This is a genomic window from Mycobacterium sp. IDUB_37 (genome assembly GCF_055419245.1).
In genome coordinates this window covers 256,929-277,362 of record NZ_JBVAXG010000006.1, presented here as the reverse complement: position 1 = coordinate 277,362, position 20,434 = coordinate 256,929, and the positions used below count along the sequence as shown (strand labels likewise).

Here is a 20,434-nt window from a genome sequence, read left to right as displayed (position 1 = left end):
AATGAGCCGGGGCCTCATCGGCAATTCAGAGTTATGTTTGCGGTGGTAAGCCGGTACTGGGGTGGCAAATATGGCGACAGCAACGACCGAGGCGGTGCGCCTGCCGCCAGTGCTGCGCGTGCCGAAGGTTGTGCAGGGCCTCGCATTCTTGATGGCCCGGCGCAAAGTGATCGCCGCACTCGGCCGGCGCTACAACAATGTGTTCACTCTCCATCTACCTGGCTTCGGGCAGACGGTGGTCGTTGGCGACCCGGATCAGATCAACGACCTCTTCGGTACGAGCAGGAATCTGCTGGGCCGCTCGGAGCTCAATCTCGGCAAGATCTTCGGTGCCGGATCGATGTTCAACCTTTCCGGTGACGAGCACCTGAGGCGTCGCCGGCTGCTGGCACCGCCGTTCCATTCCGTCCACGTCGCCAACTATCGGCAGATCTTCACCGAAGAGGTCATGCGCGAATCGGCCACCTGGCCGCAAGGCCAGGAATTCCAGACGCTGCCCGCGATGACGCGCATCGCCCTGCGCGGCCTGCTGCGCGTCGTGGTCGGCGCCGAGGGCGCCGCGCTGGACGAATTGGCTTCGCTGCTGCCCTCCGCGGTAGCACTCGGAGCTCGTATCGGCTTTCTGCCGGCGATCGTCCGCAAGGACTTCGGTGCATGGAGTCCTGGAACACGTCTGTTGCTGTACCGCCGCAACTTCGATGCTGTCGTCTACTCGCTGATGGCCCAGACTCGCGCCGACCCCGACTTTGCGCAGCGCGGTGATGCTCTCGCGGTCTTGTTGCGCGCTCGCTACGACAACGATGAGCCGATGTCGGATGCGCATATTGCTGACGAATTGCTCGGCTTGGTGACTGCCGGATACGAGACGACCGCCGCAACGTTGGCCTGGACGGTGGAGCGGTTGCGGCGGCATCCCGCAGTGTTGTCGCGGTTGACCGCCGAGGTGGACGCGGGGGGATCAGACCTGCTGCGGGCGACAATCTGGGAAGTGCAGCGCGTGCGGCCGGTCTCTGATGTCATACTGCGCCGCACTGAGACGCGGATTCGACTGGGGGAGTGGGTTATACCTGAGGGCGCCACGTTGATGATCAACGTCCCGCTGGCCCATTCGCAAGTGCGTCTCGCCGATGCGGACGCGTTCAACCCGCAACGATTCGTCAGCACTATGCAGAAGCCGGTCGGGTGGATTCCCTTCGGCGGCGGTTTTCAGCGCTGCATTGGCGCAGCTTTCGCCAACATGGCGATGGACACCATACTGCGCACGATTCTGCGGGAATTTCGGCTGATGCCGGCGGCCGAACCCGGTGAGAGACCACGCGACCACGGGGTGATCTTTGCGCCGGAACGAGGCGCGCTGGCGGTCGCGTACCGGCGAACACCGGTTGCCGCCGATTCGGTTAGCTGAGGAGTTGGCAGACGTTTGCCCGCCGAACGATATACGTTGCATTTGAACGGTCTCACCGGCCTGTTCGGGGATAAAGTTGTCTATGCAGCGACAAAGGGGGGCCCTTTGCAAGTGCTGACAACAAGGGAATGCGCTGTCGTCGCGGCGATCGCCGAGACGTTCTTCCCCGCAAGCGAGCCGATAGGGGTGGGCGGTGACGCCGCGGGCGCGGTGACCTACATCGACACCCTGCTTGCCCGGCTAGCGCTACCGTTGCGCGTCCAGATGCGAGGCCTGCTGCTGATCTTCGAAGTCGGCACGGCCATCAGCGGTCGCGGAGCGCTGTTCTCGGCGGCACCGTTGCCGGAGCGGGTTGCCCGGCTGCAGGCATGGGAACGCGCCGACAGGTATCCCCGGCGCGCTTTGTTCTCCGCGCTGCGTTGGCTTTTCACGCTCGCCTACCTTGCCGACCCAGAGGTTCAGACCCGGATTGGTCTTCCGCATTCCAACGCGCATCCGCCGACCCCGGTGCGTCGTCCCAGCCGCCCGCAACGGCTACGCCGTGGTCCGCGGGTGAAACGACTCGAACGGCGCTTCAACACCGACCAACTCATCACCGGGATCGAGATTCCGCTGTGGTTCCGGCTGCTGGCCGATGCGCGCTTCCGGGTGAGCCTGCGCTACCTGCACCGAATCGCGTGGATCACCGGCTGGAGCGTCGGTGCGACTGCCGTAGGCACGATCGAGCGTCGCCGCTACGACCGTCGGATCACCTCGACCCCCATCGATCCGCCCCCGATCTTCATCCTCGGCCATTGGCGCAGCGGCACAACTCACCTGCACAATCTGCTCGGCAGGGATCCCGACAACACCTATCCCACGGTCTATCAGGTGGTCTTCCCCACCGCGTTCATACTCACCAGCAGCACCATCCCGCCGCTGACCGCCGGGATGCTGGCGGACACCCGCGGCTACGACAATGTCGCCCAGGGCTGGGGCGAGGCCGCCGAAGATGAGATCGCGCTGGCCAAACTGACCGGGTTATCGCCGTACCTGGCGTTCATGCTGCCCGATCTGCTGCCGCGTTACGAGCGTTACTTCGACTTCTTGCAGGCGCGCGAAGAGGAGCGGGAGGAATGGAAGGCGGCGTTGCACTGGTTCGTCGGCAAGATCCGCCTGCACTCCGGCGGGCGGCGGCCAGTCATCAAGAGCTGCGCGCATATGGCCCGCGTCCGGATGCTGCTGGATGTCTTCCCCGACGCCAAATTCGTTCACATTCATCGCAATCCGTTCACAGTCGCGGCCTCCACGATCCACATGCGCAAGCAGACCGATTGGGAGAATTTCCTGCAGGTGCCCGAGGTCGCCTTCGTCGAGAACCTTCCGACCCAGGTGGCGGTCGTCGGGCAGTTGCTCTTCGAGCGCTTCTTCGAGGACCGCGCACTCATCCCACCGGAGAACTACATCGAGGTGGCCTACCCCGATTTGTGCGCGCGCCCCCGCGAAGTGCTCGACGGCATCTACCACCACCTAGACATCCCCCAGGGTGACCGCTACGAAGCAACGATTGGCGGCTATCTGGACGGGCTGCGCGGTTATCGAACCAACAAACTGACCATCGATGACGAAGTCGCCGAATTGGTGCGCGAGCACTGGAAATTCGTATTCGACGAGTACGGCTACTCATTGGATCACCGGTCGTGACGTTCCACGAGTTCGTCGAGGAGCACCTGCACTCGAGCACGCATCTGGCAAAGCGCCACGTGCACCCGAAGTTGCTGCAGATGTTCGAACTCGCGGGCATGGATGCGGTTTTCACCAGAGCCGACGGCGCCTACCTCTGGACCGAAGATGACCACCGCTTTCTGGACCTGCTCAGCGGCGGGGGTGTGCACTTCATCGGGCGCAACCACCCCCGGGTCCGCGGAGCACTTCACGACGTCCTCGCCATGGACCTGCCAAACCTGTCCGTCGCCAACGCATCGGTGCTGGGCGGATTGCTGGCCGAGCGGTTGATTACGTTGGCGGGACCTCAGTTTCAAAAGGTGGTGTTCGCCAACTCGGGCACCGAAGCTACCGAGATCTGCGTGCGATTCACCCGTCAGGCCACGGGGCGGCGTCGCTATCTGTACTTGGACGGTGCGTTTCACGGGCGCACCTATGCGGCGATCTCGATGTGCGGTTTCGACGAGATGAAGGTCACCGCGGATCCACTGATGCCCACATGTACTCCGGTTCCGCGCAACGACATTGACACGCTGCGTCGCGAGTTGGCGTACGGGGATGTCGCCGCCTTCGTGGTCGAACCCGTGCAGGGTATGACGTGTGAAGTCGTAGCTGCGGAATACCTGCGGGAGGCGCAGCGACTCTGTGCGCAATACGGAACGGCGCTGGTCGTTGACGAGGTGCAGACCGGCCTGGGGCGCCTAGGGCACTGGTTCGGTTGCCACGCCGCCGGCATCCAACCGGACATGCTCACCGTCAGCAAGACACTGTCCGGAGGCCAAGCGCCGGTGAGCGCCGTGCTGTTGACCCAGGACGTCTACGACCGCGTGTACGCGGCTTTCAAGTCCGGGCCGATCTACATTTCGACGTTCGCCGAGAACAACCTCGCGATGGCCGCCGGACTGGCCACCCTCGATGTACTCGAAGAACTCGACGCGCCCAATCGTGCGCGGGCGCTGTCGGACCAGTTCCGGCGCGGTCTGCAGGACCTCGCAAACCGCTACGACGTGATCGACCGAATCACCGGGCAGGGCTTGATCATTGGGGTGGCGTTCAAGTCGTCGGCGAACCTGGCGTTGCGACTCCAACAGAAGCTGATGGGCGTCGGGGACCCGGGAGCGTTCGCCGCTGCGGTGCACATCGACCTGCACCGGCGCGGAATCCTGGTGCAGATACCGGGATTCAACCTCAACATGATCAAGTTGCTGCCGCCGGTGATTCTCACCGACGACGACGTGCACTGGTTCCTGACTGCGTTCGAAGAGGTGCTCGCCGACTACCGCCGCCCAGCTTCCGGGCCCGTTGTCGCAATGGCGGCCGGCGTCACCAGGCATGTGTTGAAGGAGGCGCGAACCAGGCTCGACGCGCGCAAGCCCGAGCCCGTCGAGAGCTCAAAGATGTTCGCCACCAGCCGGGTACGCGAGCATTCCGACTACGACCGCGCGTTGTCGTTGGACTGCGACGTCTGCGTAGTCGGCTCTGGACCATCGGGAACGATACTCGCTCGGCGGTTGGCGATCGAAGGCCTCGACGTGGTGGTACTAGAGGCAGGCGCCGCCATGCGCCAGCGCGACAGAGGCGTTGAAGTAGGCGAGATGTTCGCCCGCTGGTTCTGGGACGGCGGAATGCGCACCACCCGTGGCAACGTCGTCATTCCCACGCTGCAGGCCCGATGTCTGGGCGGCGGTTCGGTGGTCAACTCGGGTATCTGTATGCGCGCACCGGACTTCGTGTTCGACAAGTGGGCCACTGAGCACGGCGTCGACGGCGTCACGGCAACCGAGATGGCCCGCCACTACGACGCCGTCGAGTCGTTCCTCGGTGTGCGGCCAGTCCGGGCGGAGGTGCAGGGTCGGCGCAACGATCTGTTCCGCGCCGGGGCCGAAGCGCTCGGGTACCAGGTCGAACCTTTACGCCGCAACGAACACGACTGTCGCGGCTCGGGTCAGTGCATCACCGGCTGCCCCTCCGGGGCCAAGCAGTCGATGGACCGTCGCGGTGTCCCGGAACTGCTGCAGGCCGGTGGCCGGGTGTACACCTCGGTGCACGTTGATCATCTTGTGCGACAAGGTAAGCAGGTCCGCGGGGTGCGTGGAGCGGTGATCGATCCGGTCACCGGTCGGCGAACTCACCGGGTCAACGTCAGGTCGAAGTGCACGGTGCTTGCCGCCGGCGCTTTCGCGTCACCGCAGATCCTGCAACGTAGCGGGCATACTTCGGATCCGTTGGGGCGTAACGTCCGAATGCATCCCGGCGTCGTCGTGATGGGGGTGTTCGACGAGGAGATCTCGCCGTGGAACGGTGCCACGCAGGGCTACCATGTGACCGGATTCCTCGATGAAGGCATCAAGCTCGAGTCGATCTGGGCGAGCCCGTCCATCTTCGGCATGATCCACCCGGGCATCGGCGACGAGTACGTGCGATCGCTGGGTGATTACGGGCATGTGGCGACCTGGACAGTCTGGGTGAATGGGCAGGACTCGGTCGGACGTGTTCGTGCGATGCCGGGCGGTGCAGCCAGCCTCCGATACGACGTCGGCCCGGGCGACCTTGCTCGTATTCAGGAGGGTGCAGCGCGTCTGGCCGACATGTTCGTCGCCGCCGGTGCGCGCACCGTGGTGCCAGGGATGCACGGATTGGCGCCGCGTTTCGACGCCGACGCGGCGGCGCCGGCGATCCGGGAGGCGCGGTTGTCCGCCAACGATTTTCGTGTCGTCGCCAATCACGTGTTCGGATCGACCGCGATGGGTGCGGACCCGCGGCGGCACGTTACGGACTCCACCGGCGCGGTTTATGGCCTCGATGACGTCTACGTATGTGACACCGGACTGTTCCCGTCGAGTCCGTCGGCAAATCCGATGCTGACCGCGATGGCACTTGCGGACCGTCAGGCGGAGACGCTGGCGCTCCGCTATGGCCGATGACGGATGAGGTCGCTGCGTGCTGGGTAGCACCATGGCCGTGGTGGCCGGTGGCGGCGCCCTGGGATTTCTCAGCGCCGTGCTGCCGCTGGGGCCGGTGACGTTACTCGTCGTGCACCGAACGTTGGCTGGCGATCCGTTGGGGGCGTTGCGGTTCGGACTTGGCCGGGTGCCTGCCGAGTTGGTCTACTGCACGCTGGCCACTTTCGGCACCGTTGCACTGCTCGATCGTTTTCCGGCTGTGCGCACGGGCATCGAGGTGCTGGCCATCGTGCTGTTCCTGGCAGTTGGCGGCTGGCTGGTCGTGTCCCGGGCGGCACCGACGCCGAAGGGGTCCGATGCAGTCGCTGCCGAGTCGCGGCGGAACCGGTGGGGCTTCGCCGCCGGATTTGTTGTCGGTGTACTCAACCCTCAGTACCTGCTCTCGTGGTCGGCAATCGTGGCGATCGCGGTGTCGGTGGCAGGACTGCGCCCCTCGCTGCTGGATCGGGTGCTGTTCCCTGCATCGGCGGCGGTCGGTGTCACGCTCGGATACTTGCTCCTGGTCCGCTTGCTGCGGCAGCACAGCGAGCGCTTACGGCGACCGGGAGTATGGCGGGTGTTGCGTGGGCTCGGCGCCGTGCTCATCGGCTTGGCGCTGTGGAAGGCCTTTGAGCTCATAGGCGTTCAGTGAGCTGAACACAACTACCGTCGTGTTCAGTTGCGACAGTTGGTGTTTGATGAAACGTCCTCAACGGCAGCTGAATTCGCGGGGATAGGCACCAGCACAAGCGGCACGGCGACGGTCGAAAACCGCTTCGAAAACCTATGAAACCTGACTACCGGCTGTGAGTTCGCTGGCTATTCCCGGCGAGTTGGCAAACATTACTTGAAAGTAAGAAACTCGCGAGTAACTTCAGGCGAATCAAGCGGTGACCCATGGTCACCCAGCCATTGATTCAAGGGAGATGCACATGTCGTTCGTGATCGCGGCACCCGATCTGGTTCAGATTGCGGCCCAGGATTTGGCCGGGATTCATGCGTCAGTGGCTGAAGCCACCACAACGGCATCGCCGCTCACCACCGGGATCGCAGCTGCGGCGCAGGACGAGATTTCGCAGGCGATCGCTTCGTTGTTCGGCAACGTCGGCAGTCAGTTTCAAGCCGTCAGCGCCCAGGCGCAGGCTTTCCACCAGCAGTTTATCGGCCTCATGAGTGCGGGCGTGAACGCTTATGCGGGTGCGGAGGCGGCCAACATCGACCTCACCGGTGTGACCGCTTTCGCCGAAGCGGTCGCCGCTCCCTATCAAGCACTCGGGGCCAACACGTCCATCAATCTGCAAGCCATCGAGACGACGTTCAACACCAACCCGATGCCGCTGATGCACCAGATCATCAGCAACCAGAGCGGTTATGCGCAGGAAATAGGCTCATCGATCGCGAGCGGGATTCAAAACCTGCCATCGGAGCTGGCCAACCTGCCGACGGCCGTCCAAGGCGGCTTCCAGCAACTATCTACCTTCAACCCGGCGCCCTATCTGCAGGGGTTCGTCAGCAACCAGACCGGCTACGCCCAGACGATCAACACCGCGCTGACGAGTACCGTCCAGGATCTCGGCACGGGCTTCCAAGCTCTACCTGCGGGTTTCTCGGCATCCTTCCAGGATCTGTTGGTGGGCAACAACATCGCCGCGTACGGCGACATCAACCAGACATTGGTCAACGCCTTCTTCCCAGGCTTCAATGTCGGTCAATCTGTGGGTCCGGACGGGTTCACGGCAATTCTCAGCATCACCCCTACCGGCCCGTTGGGGGACTTGGCTCCAATCCTCACCATCCCCGGGCAGATGGCGCAGAATTTCACCAACCTGCTGCCCGCTGGGTCCATCCCAGCGCAAATTGCTCAGCACACGACCAATCTTGTTTCCGCCCTTACCGATTTAGGAACCACGATCAGTATCAGTAACACGGCCAATCTCACCTTCGGGGTGCCGTTGCAGTTCACGTTGGACGCGGTCGGTGCGCCGGTAAATGCGTTGAGCTACCTCAATTCCAGCTCGGTCGACATCACCGGTGCGCTGCAGGCCGGAAACGCCTCCGCGGCCGCGGCCGCATTGCTTGATACTCCGGCCGCGGTCGCCAACGGGTTCCTCAACGGCACAACCGTTGTGGCGTTGCCGCCGGCTGTGGTCAGCTTGTTCGGGCCTCCGCTCCCTTCAACGACCTACATCCCGCTCGGGGGCCTGCTCACTCCGCTCGCACTGCCGGAGGTTCTCGTTGACCTTGACGGTATGTCCTTACCGCTGGAACTCTCGGGCAACACCCCCGTGGGCGGCCTCATTCCGGGCCTGCTGAGCTTGGGCCCGCAGTTGGCGCAGTTGATTGCACCGATCGGGTAGTGGTTGGCTCACAGGCGTTCGACGATTACACACGTGGTTGCCGCGGCGGCGCAGATCGCCACCATCGCCAGGTGGCCGTCTCGACGCTCGAGCTCGTCGATAGCGTTGGCCAACAACCGAATTCCGGTAGCACCGGCGGGGTGGCCCAGCGCGATCGCGCCGCCGTTGACATTGACCTTATCGGCGTCGACATTCAACGCGAGCATGAACGACAACGGAATCGCCGCAAACGCTTCGTTGACTTCGAACAGATCGATATCACCCAGTGCGATGCCGGTGCGGCTGATCAGCCGCTGCGCGCCTGCGATCGGGCCATCCAGCATCAGTTCGGTGTCGCCGCCGACGACGCACTGGGCCAGCAGTCGTGCCCTGGGAAGTAGGCCATGGGTGTGGGCGAACTCGTCGGTGGTCAGCAGCGCGGCCGAGGCGCCGTCGGACACCTGCGAGGACGTGCCCGCGGTGTGCAGGCCATCGGGTTGCGTCGGGCGCAACGCGGCCAGTGCCTCCGCGGAGGTGTCCCGCAGGCCCTGGTCACGCTCAACGAGCGTGGTGTCGGTGCCGTCGGGTTCGGTGGGTACTTGAACCGGAATCACATGTCGGTCGAATTTGCCTTCGGCCCAGGAATTTTGCGCCAGCGCTTGGGATCGGAGCCCGTAGCCGTCGAGGTCGGGCCGGCTCAGCCCTCGGTGGCGGGCGATGCGGTCGGCGGCGGTGTACTGGGTAGGCAAGTCCAAAGACCATGTCGCGGGTCGGGGCGTGCCCAACCCCAGGCCGGATTTCGGGGTCAGTGGCACCCGTGACATCACCTCGACGCCGCAAGCGATCCCCGCGTCGACGGTCCCGGCGGCGATCTGTGCGGCGATCAGGTTGACCGCTTGCAGCGAGGTGCCGCACTGGGCGTCGATCGCGGTGACGCCGACCCCGCTGGGCAGGCCGGCGTGCAGCCAGGCGGTGCGCGCGACGTTGCCGAGTTGCTCGCCGATCGGGGTCACGCAGCCGCCGACCACCTGATCGACGTCGGTCGCGTCCACGCCGGTCCGGACCAGCACCGCGGTCTGGGCCGCACCGAGCATCTCAGTGGCATGCAGATTCGACAGCCACCCGAAGCGCTTCCCGAAGGGGGTGCGCACCGCGTCGAGGATCACCGGCGTCACGGCCTGCCCCCGGCGTCAGAGGTACGCCGTCGAGTCCGTGCACCGACAGGTTCCGCTGGGTGCGGGGTGACGATCGACATCCCCTGAAGTTACGGCTAACAGGAGCTCCCGTGGCCACTCGATCTCATTGAACGAGAATGCGTGGCTATGCCATTTTCGGTACCGGGATCGCCACATTGAGTTCACCGAGCGACTGCCGTTCCGCTGCTTGTGCAGTTGCGTTCATTTCTTTGATGCTGACGGCAGGCCGCATTGCGTCGTGCCGTGACTATGCTTGCTGAACGCTGGGTCCTCGGGGTTCGGCTTGCTTGGGCTGTTCGTTGCTAGTCGGAGATTGCGGAAGGTGAGGCGAGGACTTGACAGCCGTGTCGGCCGTGGTGCTCTCGGGCAAGGGCGGGACAGCCAAGACGTTGTGGCAGATGATGCTGGGCGGGGAGGCTTCCCGCCTGGGGATCAAGACGTTGCTGGTCGACGCGGACCCGGAACGCAACTTGTCCAACCACTTCGGGGTGTCGCAGCATTCGACCGGCCTCGGCTCGGTGTTGGAGGACGCGGGACTCAACTTCTGGGCGAATCCGGACAACGCGGTGAAACGAGTCGATGAGGAGATCATCGATACCAAGTGGCCCCACGTCGAATTGATGCCGGCTGGTGCGTCGCTGACCAGGGTCGCCGGGATAGGTGTTTCGGACACCGGACTGTTGCGGGGCATCTTCAAGTCGGCCGGCGTTTTCGACCGCTATGAATTGGTCCTGATCGATACCGGGGGCCGCACCGGATCGCTGGAAGCGCTGGCAATGTACCTGGCTGACGTCGCGTACGCGCCGATCGCGCCGACCATCGACGCGGTGCGCAAGGCGACCGAGGCGCGCACCCGAGTTGAGCGCATTCAACGGAACCACCCGCTCAAGTGGTGTGGGGTAGTGCTGTCCGGCTTCGACACCCGCAACGGCATCGAACAGTCGATCCGGGAGAAGGTCTACGGGGAGTTCGGCGAGGAGGTCCGTGCTGAAGTCCCGCGGCGCGCCATCGTCAACGAGGTCTTTCAGGTCGGGGATCGGCTCGGCGATCGCCACGATGTCATCGCCCGGCACCTGGCCCCCGTATTTCGTGGATTCTTGGAGCGCGACCTGCTCGGTCGCAGCGGTGACGGCGTACCGCCGCCCGGTGTCCTCACGCCGATGACTGTGCAGCCGATCGTCCGGCCAACTGGCCACTAACGCCAGGCTGAACAAACCGGCGATGAGTCTCGCGCCGACGTTGAGTCAGACTTGATATGCGCTCATTGATCATCACCCAGAACGTCACCCTTGACGGCTCGATCGAGATGCTGGGGGACTGGTTCGATCCAAAGTCGCAAGACGACCAGTTGACGGCCGAGATGCGTCGTCAAGACCAAACCGCCGATGCCCTCCTGCTGGGCCGACAGACATTCCAGGATTTCCGCAGCTACTGGCCGCATCAGACCGACGATCCCACCGGCGTCGCCGACTACATCAACAACGTCGCCAAGTACGTGGTGTCCTCGACAATGTCCGACCCGGATTGGAGTAACTCGACCATCTTGGCCGGCGATCCCGTGGACCAGGTCGGAGCACTCAAGGCGGCATCAGGCGGCGACATCGTGGTCACCGGAAGCATTGCGTTGTGCCAGACCCTGATCGCGGCGGATCTCGTCGACGAATACCGACTGTTCATCTACCCCGTCGTGCAAGGTAGCGGTCGGCGGCTATTTCCCGATGGCGCAACACTTTCCGGGTTCCAGCCCGCCGCGCCGCCAATGGTTTTCCCAAGCGGTGTCACGCTGGTCAGCTGGACGGCTCCGGCCAGATCGGCGTGATTGTTACTCTCGCTGGTACTGCCGCTGCTGTGCTTCCAGCAGTAGGCCAGTCCACCGAGAGGCGAACCGTTGTCAGCATCGATCTCTTTTCCCCGTCACGTTCGGATTGGCGCGGGTGCGATCAACGACATCGCCGACGTGCTTGCCACACTTGGGCTGTATCGCCCACTGCTGGTGACTGATTCGTACCTGACCATGAACGGTGCGGCGGACCGCATGCTCAACCTGCTGCGCGAGGCAGGGCTGTCGCCGGCGCTGTTCGATCGCACCGTTCCCGACCCCACCTCCGCCTCCCTCGAAGATGGATTGACGGCGCTGCTCGGCCATCAAGCCGACTGCGTCATCGGTTTCGGAGGCGGCAGCCCGATGGATTCAGCGAAAGCGTTGGCGGTGCTGGCTCACCAGGGCGGGCCGATGCGCAAGTTCAAGGCACCCAACAGCTACGGCGGCCCTGCGCTACCGATCATCGCCGTCCCCACGACAGCGGGAAGCGGTTCGGAGGCAACACAATTCACGGTGATCAGCGACAGCGACACCGACGAGAAGATGCTTTGTCCGGGATTGGCTTTTCTGCCGGTCGCTGCGATCGTCGACTTTGAACTCACTGTATCGATGCCACCACGATTGACCGCTGACACCGGAGTCGACGCGCTGACTCACGCGGTCGAGGCGTACGTGAGCCGTAAAGCCAATCCCGTCAGCGACGGCCTCGCTCTCTCGGCGATCCGATTGATTGCCGCGAATATCAAACCGGCTTACCGCGACGGCACGGACACCCGGGCGCGCGAGGCGATGATGCTCGCCGCTTTCCAAGCCGGCATGGCCTTCTCGAACTCGAGCGTCGCGCTCGTGCACGGCATGAGCCGGCCCATCGGCGCACATTTCCACGTGGCACACGGACTTTCCAACGCCATGCTCTTTCCCGTCGTCACCGAGTTCTCCGCCGTCGGGGCGCAAGGACGATACGCAGAGTGCGCACGGGCCTATGGTGTCGCGGACGCGCACGCCGCCGACGCTGTGGCCGCGAGCGCACTGGTGGGTGCACTCGCCGAATTGTGTTCGGAACTCGAAGTTCCGACACCTGCGTCCTACGGCATTGACCGTCAAGCCTGGGAAAGCTTGATTCCGTTGATGGCTCAGCAAGCTTTGGCGTCCGGTTCGCCCGGGAACAACCCGGTGATCCCGACGGCACCGCAAATCGAGGCGATCTACGCCCGCGTCTACGAGTGATCTGCACCGAGTCTCGTTGTAAAACAATAGGTCTCGCGGCTACCGCGCCCGCATCACAACGGATTCAACCGTGAACACGACCCGGCGCCCCACTCCGCCATCGTCGCCGGGTACACCCGGATTCGTCCACTGCACCTGCGCGGTTCCCGCAATCTGCAGCGAGGCTCCCGTCTCGAAGTCGACAAACAACAGTGCCGCTTCGTCGTCGACTGCGAGGTTGCCGAAGCTGTTGAACATGTTGTTGCCCGGATAGTCCGGCCACCACAGTTGAGTCGGTGAGTCGACGCGCACGAAGCCGGGTGGGCCACCCCGGTGAGACGCGTCGCTGCCCCTGGTGGGGTGGGTGGTCCCCAGAAAGAAAGTCCCGGCGGCGGTGATCATGCGCTGGGCTGCTGCGTCCAACGACGACTCGCGTGTGACATCAGCTTGCGTCGACGCATTCAGGGTGGGCACGTCAACGGCGTGCCGGTGTATGTACTGCGGGCAATTGCCGTACGCCTGATCGACATGCACCACCAAGCCGACGTCGTCCGTGGCGGCCAGGATCCCATTGAGGCGCATACGTCGCCGTCCGGGGAAATCAATAGCGATCAGCCCGACCTGCTGATCAATCGGCAACTCTGCGAGCGGATCACCGGATCGGGGCGCGGCGAGAATCCGCAACACGTCGTCGTGGCCCTGCAGGAAGCCGGGCGGTGCTGCCAACGGGGAAGTCCACAACACGCCGTCCTGGTCACGTGCGGTCAACGCCGCGAAACGCTGTAGGGCAAGAAATTTGGCTGCGCCGGCGGACAGTGACGCGGTGTCGAGCATCCGCTCGAGTCGCTTGGCGTCGGCTTCAACTCCGGCCAGGCGCTGAGCGGCAACCTCTCCCTCGTGAAATCCAGTTACGGTCATGTCGATGTCCTTTCGCGGCAATCGAGCGCAGACCTGTAACGCTCCTAGCCGACGCGACATTCCCGCCCGGGGTCGTTGGGCCTCAACGCCACTTGATTCCGCAGCCGATCGAGGGCCGCTGGTCGGCGTCTACCGGCTGCCCGGCGAGGACGGCGCTGACCGCCGCGCGCACATCGGCTCCCGTCACGGGCAGACCGTTCTTGGGTCGCGAGTCGTCGAGCTGACCGCGGTAGACGAGCCGCCGTTCGCCGTCGAACACAAAGGTGTCGGGCGTGCAGGCCGCGGAGTAGGCGCGGGCGATGTCCTGGGTCTCGTCGTACAGATAGGGGAAAGTCCAACCCTGCCGATCGGCCTCGGCGGCCATCTCGTCCGGTCCGTCCTGCGGGTAGCTGATGACGTCATTGCTGGAGATGGCGACCATCGCCACACCCTGGTCGGCCAGGTCTCGACCGAGCTCGGCCAGGCCTGCGGCGACGTGCTTGACGTAGGGGCAGTGGTTGCAAATAAAGGTGACGACCAAGGCGGGCCCGGTCAGGTCGTCAAGGCTGACCGTGGCGCCGGTGGCAGGGTTTGGTAACGCGAACGATGGTGCAGAGGTGCCAAGGGCAAGCATTGTCGATTCGATGGCCATGAGCGCCAGCGTACGTGTTGGGCGGTCGCTACCCTCGGGTTGTTCGGATCCGAATCGGTCCGCGCCAATCCCCGTCGGGATCGAGGACGTCGCCACGCTGAGTGATCTCCACATCGCCGGATTTCGCCAGCTCTATTGCCAGCGCACGGGCTTCGTCCATTGAGTCCCGCCAGTTCTCGCCACCGATCGCACGTGCGGCATCCGACGGACAGATGCTGCTCTCCGGTCCGCGATGCTGGGTCAACGCAAGGATCGCCGACTTCAATCGCTCTCTGACCGGGCCGTTCGACAACGCGATTTCGGCGGCATCAGATCCCGGTCCGCCGCCAGTGACGACCTTCTTCAGTTGGTCACGCAATCGCTGGGCCACTAACGCACTACGCGCAGACCGGCGAGGGAATTCTTGAGCCCTCCGTCGATCCGGATCTGTACTGCAGCCACCGCGAGCATCACCGCCGCGGTCACCAGGTGCACCACGGCGTCGGTGGTGTTATTGGGGAAAGTGAACACGATGGCGACCTGGTGTGAGAAGAAGGCCCAAATGCCAGGCAGCGCACCGGCTATCGCCGCGAGGATGAGGTACAGCACGGCCCACGACTTGCGCAACGCGCATATCAGGCCGGGTCCGAACAGGGCAAGGCCGGCGACGGCGTGCCAACCGTTGTAGTCCATCCCGAGCAGTTGGACGGTCGGCGCAGTGGGCCCAGTGGCGAAGCTGGGTTCCAGAATGAAGCCGATCACCGCCTGAATGACGTGAAGAACAGCGATGATGAACAGGCCGATCTGGGCGAAACTCCACTTCACAGTGCACCTCCTTGTGCGCGTGGAATAGCCCGAATACTACGCTTCGTAGTAGATGGCCGCAATGGTCATCGCGACCGTTCGTTCGGATCCGGATACACATCAAGTTGCGCAACACCTTTGGCAAATGCGGCAGAATTATCCGGATCGAAGATGCCTGCGGCCAAAGGGAGGGCGTCAGTGACCGGGCAATTGACTCGCGACGAGGCGGTGAGGTTGGCCCAGGCAGCACTGCAGGCCAGGTTCTGGCCCGAAGATGTGCTACCCGCGGTCGCCAGTAGGCTTTTCGGCAACGACAATTGACGTCGCCTGCCAACTTTGTTGTGGCGTAACGGAAGTACTGGCGACCCGGTCGGCTAGCCCTTGCTGTTCCGTTCGGTCCACTCGGTAATGGCCTTTTCGAGTGCTGCCGCGTGGCTGACACCAGCAGCGTCAGCGGCCTGCTCGAAACTTTCGAGCACCGACGCGGGGAGGGTGGATAGCTTGGTGCGCTCCGGTTTCGGCTTGGGCGGCGGGGTCGACGCCACATGCTGCGCGGCGGTCGACTCGATCATTTCGCGCAGCGCCGGAATCTCGTCGAGCAGGCGGGCGAGGTCGTCGCGCTCGATCCGCAGTACCTCGGCCGGCCCGATCGTGGTGACGGTCGCAGAGCGCAGTTTGCCTTGGCGCAGCGCAGATTCGCCGATTACCTCGCCTGCGCCCAACACGGCGATCTGGTCCTCGCCGACGTAAACGCCCACCTTGCCGGTGAGCAGGATGAAGCAAGCGTCGGACGGAGTCTGCTCACGAATCAACGGCCACGGCACCTTATGGGAGGTGTGGTGCGCGGACTGGACGAGACGGTTCAGTTCATCATCGGAGAACTTGTCGAATGCGGAGAACGCGCGCAGTCGGCGAGTGTCTTCCTCTTCATGTCCCTCCGCCTCGACCTTCATGTGTGCTCCTACTGTGCGATGTGAGCGTGACATCGAGGAGCGTAACGCGGATTTCTCAATAGGAATAGCAACTCAGAGGGCGATTGACGGAATTCCGAAATTCCAACAGAAATGGATATCCGGTCCGTGTAGTACGCGAAGAGGTACCGATCAATCCGGCGGCGTGGGGGTCATCGACCCGATGAAGTAGGTTTCGTGTCCGGTCGGGTAGCCGCCGCCGTTGGTAGCGATATGCACGTGGTCGTAGTGGTTGGCGGTCTCGTTGCCGAGGTCGGCCGTCCAGCTTCCTGAGTGCACACCGAGATAGATCTTCTGCCGCCAGATCACGTGGTCGATGCCCCACCGCTTCGCGTTGGCCAGGGCCAAGCCGGCGATCTGGTTACCGAGTGCGATGCCGTCGGGACTGTCATGGTCGGGAATCATCACGTCGATCGCCAACCCGTTGGGGTGCCACTTCAGCGCATCCTGCCGGAATCCGTAGATGGTCTTGATCTCGGGGAACAGCACCTCGATCGCGCGGGCCGCCCAGATGGTCTTGACCTGTAGCCCGCCCTCCGCCCCAATGCCGGCCGGCAACGCGATCTGGAAGTCGGTCGCGGCCAGCGGCGCATTTCCGGCTAACATCGCCGCCTCAGCGGCCGTCGCGGTTTGGGGCGCGCCGGCGGCCGGTGCGGTGCTTGGCTGCTGGCTTGTCGGTGGCGCTGCCGCCGAGGTTTGCTCGCAGCACGACGTCTTCGGCTTGGTGTCCTGAGCGTAGATCATGCCTCCGGCGAGGACGAGGGAGGCCGCGATCGCCAGCCAGCGGCCCCAGCCTTTGGCTGCCGGTTCCTTCTTCTCCCCGCCTTCACCCACGATGAGCACTCTAGTGTCGTGTGAGACGTATGTGGCACTCTTCGTTCACTTGTCGTCCGCTTTTCCTCGAACGGGGCTCCGTGGAGCACGTCGGCGAGGGTAGAACGGCCGTCAGAGGCTCTCAGACCGCGCTTACTTGCGCCCGGGCAGCTTCATCACCGTGCGCACGATCGGCAGCAGCGACTTCTGCCAGAGGGTCGACGGGACGCCGAACGGCGGATCGAGATTGAACACGCGCGCCGTCGCGATCGTCTGCGACTCGGTGTACTTCAGCAGGCCCTCGGGGCCGTGCCGCCGGCCCACGCCGGATACGCCCATGCCACCCATTGGTGCGCTGAGGCTGCCCCAGGCGAAGGCGTAACCCTCGTCGACGTTGACCGTTCCCGACCGCAGTCGGGCGGCGATCTTCTGTCCCTCCGCGGGGGACTGCGCCCATACGCTGGCGTTGAGGCCGTACTCGGTGTCGTTGGCCTTCTCGACCGCTTCGTCGACGTCGGAGACCGGATAGATCGAGACCAACGGCCCGAACGTCTCGTTGGCCGCGCACTCCATCTCGGGTGTGACGTCAGTCAGCACGGTCGGCTCATAGAACAACGGCCCAACGTCGGGCCGCGCCTTCCCGCCGGCAATCACCTTCGCGCCCTTGGCCGTCGCGTCGTCAACATGGCCCGAGACGGTCTTCAACTGGCCCTCGGAGATCAAACTGCCCATGTCGACGGAGAAGTCGTACTCGGTGCCGAGCTTCATGCCCCGCACGGCTTCACCGAACTTGCGGGTGAACTCGTCGGCGATGTCCTTCTCCACATAGATCCGCTCGATGGAGATGCACAGCTGTCCGGCGTTGGAGAAGCAGGCCCGGGTGGCGGCCTTGGCGACCTTGTCGAGGTTGGCGCCCCGCGTCACGATCATGGCGTTCTTCCCGCCGAGTTCGGCGGAGAAACCGATCAGCCGACGGCCCGCGTGCTCGGCGAGGTGGCTACCGGTCTGAGACGAGCCGGTGAACATCAGGTAGTCGCAGTTCTCGGTGATCGCGGTGCCGACCACGGAGCCCGGACCCGGCACGACCGCGTACAGCGCTCGGGGCAGACCGGCCTCGTACAGCAACTCGGCGCACGCGAGCGCGCAGTACGGCGTCTGGCTGTCCGGCTTGATCACTACCGCGTTGCCCGCCAGCAGAGCCGGCACCGAGTCCGACGCGGTGAGCGTCATCGGGTAGTTCCATGGCGAGATGACCCCGACCACGCCCTTGGGTTGGTAGCCGACCGTGGTCTTGCCGATGGCCGGCAGCAGCGACTGCACCTTCTGCGGCTTCAGCAGTTTGGCGGTGACGCGCGCGTAGTAGTTCGCGTTCGCTACGAGATCGACGATCTCCTCCTGCGCCGCCCACCGGGCTTTGCCCGCCTCCGCTTGCAGCAGGTCCATCAGGAATCCGCGATTCTTGACGACGAGGTCGCGGTAGCGGCTGACGACCGCGATCCGCTCGCTGACCGGCAGCGCGGCCCATTCGGGCTGCGCTTCGCGCGCCGCGACGAAAGCCGCTTCGACGTCGGCGGCCGTGCCGACCGGAATCGTGGTCAGCGGCTTACCGGTGAAGACCTCATCGATCGTCTTCGTCGGACGTGCAGCGACGTCCGTGATGGCGGCCAGCTGCCGCAAACGGTCGAAGACCTCGGCGGACGGTGCGGGCATATCATTTACCTCTCGGAGAAACACAGGCGGTCAGGCTTTAGCCTATTGCGGTTTACAAAGCCGAAAAATCGGGCCTGCGTTTCGGGCGAAACTGTTGAGTCAGCGGGTCGAGATGCGTCGCGCGATTTCGCCGTATCGCTCGAAGCGCTCCGGATCACCGAGGGCGTTATACAAAACGATGCGAGTCGCGAATCCCTGATACTTCTGCAGCAGCGTATCGGCCAGGTCGTCCCAGGTGGACTCGGTGGCGAACGCGGCAATGTGCTCGTCGGTGATCTGGGCCGCCATGCCCTTGAAGTCGCCGGCCTTTTGCTTCTCCCGAAGTCTTGACGTGGTGCCTTCGAACCCGGCCTCGTCCATGATGAACGCGTAGTTGGGCGTGCTCGCATAGAAACTGAGGCTGGTTCGCACGAGTTCGCGTTCGTTGCGGCGCTCTTCTTCGCTGTCGCCGACGATTGTCATGGCCGGCACAATCACCGCGATATCGGACGGCGAACGCCCCGATTTCTGCGCCCCGACGGCGATATTCGGCGCCACATGGCGGGTCAGGTATCCGGGTTCACCGAGGGGATGGATGTGAGCCCCGTCAGCTACTTCGCCGGCCATCCGCAGCATCCACGGATTGACCGCGGCGACGTCGACTTTTGGGTCCGGCGCGTCGATGGGGCCTGCGCTCCACTGCGGGGTGATGAAGTCGAGTTGGTAGAACTCGCCGTGGTGATCGAGCTTTCCGCTACGAAATGCGGCGAAGCATGCCTTGACGGCCAGCACGTAGTCGCGCAGGCGTGGGCCGGGACGCTCGAAGGGCACGCCGTAGCGCCGAACAACGTGTGTGCGTACCTGGGTGCCGAGGCCCAACCGGAAGTTGCCGTCGGTCGCCTCCTGCAGTTCCCAGGCAGTTGCCGCCGTGACGAACGGGCTGCGCGGAAAGGCGACGGCAACGCCCGTCGAGAGTTCCAGGCCGGGCGCCGCTTGGGCTGCGACCGCGGCGTTGAGATAGGCGGTCCGCCCGGTTTCGGTGAACAGCAGACCCGAGAACCCCGCCGCCTGCGCGCGCCGGGCGGTATCGCCGATCTGGGTTAACGGCTGCGGGATGGTCATCACGTCGACCTGCACGCTCGAACGCTACCTCCCGGCCGTGGCGATGGCGCTGTTAATTGTCGACACGTCGGCTCCTAATTTGTGCCGATCGCGAGTTCACTATCTCGAGTGGCGGTGCAATTTCGGCGTCGCCGGAATTCGGTCGAATCGCCGCACGCAAGAATTTCGCAACCACTTCGCGAGCAAGTCGCAAGTGCGGTGCCGCAACCTGTGAAGTGTCGGCCGAAGCGCGGGGCGATGAACCGGGTTTGGGATCGGTAGCTGCGAGGTCGGTGCGAAATTGACGTCAACCAGCAGGACACCCGATGACGGGTGTGAACCCTACGAGAGGAGCGAACGGTCATGGAGATGCCGCCGGCCGTGCCCTCGATTTGCGTGATCGCTTGTCTACCAGTCTATTTCATTGCTGTTGCGCCGAAGCTGTCGATACCAAATGCCGGCGGGAGTCCGCTGATGACCGACGGGACGCTTTGCCGAGCCAGGACATCAAGGGCCCAGGACCACAGAATGGGTCCAGTTCTGGTCCCGAATTGCAGATTGCTGGTGCTATGTTGGCGACGCCGGTCCGTCGGGGGAACGGTCCCGCTCGCTGGTCCTGGCCTTGACCCATCTCTACTAGGTGGTTTGGAGAACGAGTGAGTACGAATCCGTTCGATGACGACAACGGCACGTTCGTTGTATTGCTCAACGACGAGGAGCAACACAGCCTTTGGCCGGTGTTCGCCGAGATTCCCGCTGGCTGGCGAGTGGTGTTCGGCGAGGCGCACCGGTCCGCATGCCTGGACTACGTCGATCAACACTGGACCGACATCCGGCCCAAAACCCTGCGCGCGAGGTTGGCGCAGGGCGCGGGCCGCTGAGCTAGCAGCCGTCCAGGGATTGGCGGCGAGATGACA

At 64.0% G+C, this 20,434-nt stretch carries 19 protein-coding genes; 10 read left to right on the top strand and 9 right to left on the bottom strand.

Going from position 1 to position 20,434, the window contains the following annotated elements; genetic code table 11:
• Window positions 1–70: 70 nt before the first annotated feature.
• From ACZY1I_RS21520 to ACZY1I_RS21500, 5 genes are all read left to right on the top strand, one after another.
• On the top strand, window positions 71–1,405 hold the full coding sequence (locus ACZY1I_RS21520; RefSeq protein WP_463756849.1) for a cytochrome P450: 1,335 nt from the start codon (window positions 71–73) through the stop codon (window positions 1,403–1,405).
• Between the two features lie 111 nt (window positions 1,406–1,516).
• The gene (locus ACZY1I_RS21515; RefSeq protein WP_463756845.1) at window positions 1,517–3,088 is read left to right on the top strand and encodes a sulfotransferase; all 1,572 of its coding nucleotides are present in this window, start codon (window positions 1,517–1,519) and stop codon (window positions 3,086–3,088) included.
• Window positions 3,085–6,033, top strand: coding sequence for an aminotransferase class III-fold pyridoxal phosphate-dependent enzyme (locus ACZY1I_RS21510; protein ID WP_463756841.1), 2,949 nt, complete (start codon window positions 3,085–3,087; stop codon window positions 6,031–6,033). The genes ACZY1I_RS21515 and ACZY1I_RS21510 overlap by 4 nt, the downstream gene beginning before the upstream one ends.
• Window positions 6,034–6,049: 16 nt before the next feature.
• Window positions 6,050–6,703, top strand: coding sequence for a LysE family translocator (locus ACZY1I_RS21505; RefSeq protein ID WP_463756839.1), 654 nt, complete (start codon window positions 6,050–6,052; stop codon window positions 6,701–6,703).
• A gap of 280 nt (window positions 6,704–6,983) precedes the next feature.
• Entirely contained in the window at window positions 6,984–8,408 is a 1,425-nt protein-coding gene (locus tag ACZY1I_RS21500; protein WP_463756836.1) for a PE family protein, read from the top strand.
• 8 nt (window positions 8,409–8,416) lie between these two features.
• Here ACZY1I_RS21500 and ACZY1I_RS21495 read toward each other — a convergent pair whose 3' ends face one another.
• Entirely contained in the window at window positions 8,417–9,562 is a 1,146-nt protein-coding gene (locus ACZY1I_RS21495) for a steroid 3-ketoacyl-CoA thiolase (RefSeq protein ID WP_463756832.1), read from the bottom strand.
• Between the two features lie 365 nt (window positions 9,563–9,927).
• Between ACZY1I_RS21495 and ACZY1I_RS21490 the strand changes: the two genes are divergently transcribed.
• From ACZY1I_RS21490 to ACZY1I_RS21480, 3 genes are all read left to right on the top strand, one after another.
• Window positions 9,928–10,782: a ParA family protein gene (locus ACZY1I_RS21490; protein ID WP_463757166.1), complete on the top strand. Its 855-nt coding sequence runs from the start codon at window positions 9,928–9,930 to the stop codon at window positions 10,780–10,782.
• A 56-nt stretch (window positions 10,783–10,838) separates the two neighbouring features.
• Window positions 10,839–11,402 carry a dihydrofolate reductase family protein gene (locus ACZY1I_RS21485; RefSeq protein ID WP_463756830.1) on the top strand — a complete coding sequence of 188 codons (564 nt, stop codon included), beginning with the start codon at window positions 10,839–10,841 and terminating at the stop codon, window positions 11,400–11,402.
• A 69-nt stretch (window positions 11,403–11,471) separates the two neighbouring features.
• Entirely contained in the window at window positions 11,472–12,632 is a 1,161-nt protein-coding gene (locus ACZY1I_RS21480) for an iron-containing alcohol dehydrogenase (protein ID WP_463756828.1), read from the top strand.
• A 39-nt stretch (window positions 12,633–12,671) separates the two neighbouring features.
• On the opposite strand, the gene ACZY1I_RS21475 is transcribed toward ACZY1I_RS21480, so the two are convergent.
• The 4 genes from ACZY1I_RS21475 to ACZY1I_RS21460 all read right to left on the bottom strand — a co-directional run bounded on the left by ACZY1I_RS21475 (window position 12,672) and on the right by ACZY1I_RS21460 (window position 14,964).
• Complete coding sequence (locus ACZY1I_RS21475) at window positions 12,672–13,529, bottom strand: pyridoxamine 5'-phosphate oxidase family protein (protein WP_463756824.1); 858 nt, start codon at window positions 13,527–13,529, stop codon at window positions 12,672–12,674.
• A gap of 82 nt (window positions 13,530–13,611) precedes the next feature.
• Window positions 13,612–14,160 carry a thioredoxin family protein gene (locus tag ACZY1I_RS21470; RefSeq protein ID WP_463756822.1) on the bottom strand — a complete coding sequence of 183 codons (549 nt, stop codon included), beginning with the start codon at window positions 14,158–14,160 and terminating at the stop codon, window positions 13,612–13,614.
• A gap of 28 nt (window positions 14,161–14,188) precedes the next feature.
• A complete protein-coding gene (locus tag ACZY1I_RS21465) occupies window positions 14,189–14,530 on the bottom strand; it encodes a DUF3253 domain-containing protein (protein ID WP_463756820.1) in 342 nt (113 codons plus the stop codon).
• Window positions 14,530–14,964, bottom strand: a complete 435-nt coding sequence (locus ACZY1I_RS21460) for a DUF4383 domain-containing protein (protein WP_463756816.1) — start codon at window positions 14,962–14,964, stop codon at window positions 14,530–14,532. The genes ACZY1I_RS21465 and ACZY1I_RS21460 overlap by 1 nt, the downstream gene beginning before the upstream one ends.
• 177 nt (window positions 14,965–15,141) lie before the next feature.
• Here ACZY1I_RS21460 and ACZY1I_RS21455 point away from each other — a divergent pair, with 177 nt between their 5' ends.
• Window positions 15,142–15,264, top strand: coding sequence for a hypothetical protein (locus tag ACZY1I_RS21455; RefSeq protein ID WP_463756814.1), 123 nt, complete (start codon window positions 15,142–15,144; stop codon window positions 15,262–15,264).
• A gap of 53 nt (window positions 15,265–15,317) precedes the next feature.
• Here the strand turns inward: ACZY1I_RS21455 and ACZY1I_RS21450 are convergent, their stop codons facing one another.
• The 4 genes from ACZY1I_RS21450 to ACZY1I_RS21435 form a co-directional block, all read right to left on the bottom strand.
• On the bottom strand, window positions 15,318–15,896 hold the full coding sequence (locus ACZY1I_RS21450; protein WP_463756812.1) for a Crp/Fnr family transcriptional regulator: 579 nt from the start codon (window positions 15,894–15,896) through the stop codon (window positions 15,318–15,320).
• 150 nt (window positions 15,897–16,046) lie between these two features.
• Window positions 16,047–16,748 carry a glycoside hydrolase gene (locus ACZY1I_RS21445; RefSeq protein ID WP_463756810.1) on the bottom strand — a complete coding sequence of 234 codons (702 nt, stop codon included), beginning with the start codon at window positions 16,746–16,748 and terminating at the stop codon, window positions 16,047–16,049.
• A 132-nt stretch (window positions 16,749–16,880) separates the two neighbouring features.
• A complete protein-coding gene (locus tag ACZY1I_RS21440) occupies window positions 16,881–18,437 on the bottom strand; it encodes a succinic semialdehyde dehydrogenase (RefSeq protein WP_463756808.1) in 1,557 nt (518 codons plus the stop codon).
• Between the two features lie 99 nt (window positions 18,438–18,536).
• Window positions 18,537–19,553 (bottom strand): TIGR03617 family F420-dependent LLM class oxidoreductase, encoded by a 1,017-nt coding sequence (locus ACZY1I_RS21435; protein WP_463756806.1) that lies wholly within the window; start codon window positions 19,551–19,553, stop codon window positions 18,537–18,539.
• Window positions 19,554–20,173: 620 nt separating this feature from the next.
• Between ACZY1I_RS21435 and ACZY1I_RS21430 the strand changes: the two genes are divergently transcribed.
• Window positions 20,174–20,398 carry an MbtH family protein gene (locus ACZY1I_RS21430; RefSeq protein ID WP_463756803.1) on the top strand — a complete coding sequence of 75 codons (225 nt, stop codon included), beginning with the start codon at window positions 20,174–20,176 and terminating at the stop codon, window positions 20,396–20,398.
• The last annotated feature ends 36 nt before the right edge of the window (window positions 20,399–20,434 follow it).

Excerpts from the sequence above, each read along its gene's own strand:
- ACZY1I_RS21520 (WP_463756849.1), top strand. The coding sequence starts at position 71 with ATGGCGACAGCAACGACCGAGGCGGTGCGCCTGCCGCCAGTGCTGCGC.
- ACZY1I_RS21500 (WP_463756836.1), top strand. The coding sequence starts at position 6,984 with ATGTCGTTCGTGATCGCGGCACCCGATCTGGTTCAGATTGCGGCCCAG.
- ACZY1I_RS21485 (WP_463756830.1), top strand. The coding sequence starts at position 10,839 with ATGCGCTCATTGATCATCACCCAGAACGTCACCCTTGACGGCTCGATC.
- ACZY1I_RS21475 (WP_463756824.1), bottom strand. The coding sequence starts at position 13,529 with ATGACCGTAACTGGATTTCACGAGGGAGAGGTTGCCGCTCAGCGCCTG.
- ACZY1I_RS21470 (WP_463756822.1), bottom strand. The coding sequence starts at position 14,160 with ATGGCCATCGAATCGACAATGCTTGCCCTTGGCACCTCTGCACCATCG.
- ACZY1I_RS21450 (WP_463756812.1), bottom strand. The coding sequence starts at position 15,896 with ATGAAGGTCGAGGCGGAGGGACATGAAGAGGAAGACACTCGCCGACTG.
- ACZY1I_RS21440 (WP_463756808.1), bottom strand. The coding sequence starts at position 18,437 with ATGCCCGCACCGTCCGCCGAGGTCTTCGACCGTTTGCGGCAGCTGGCC.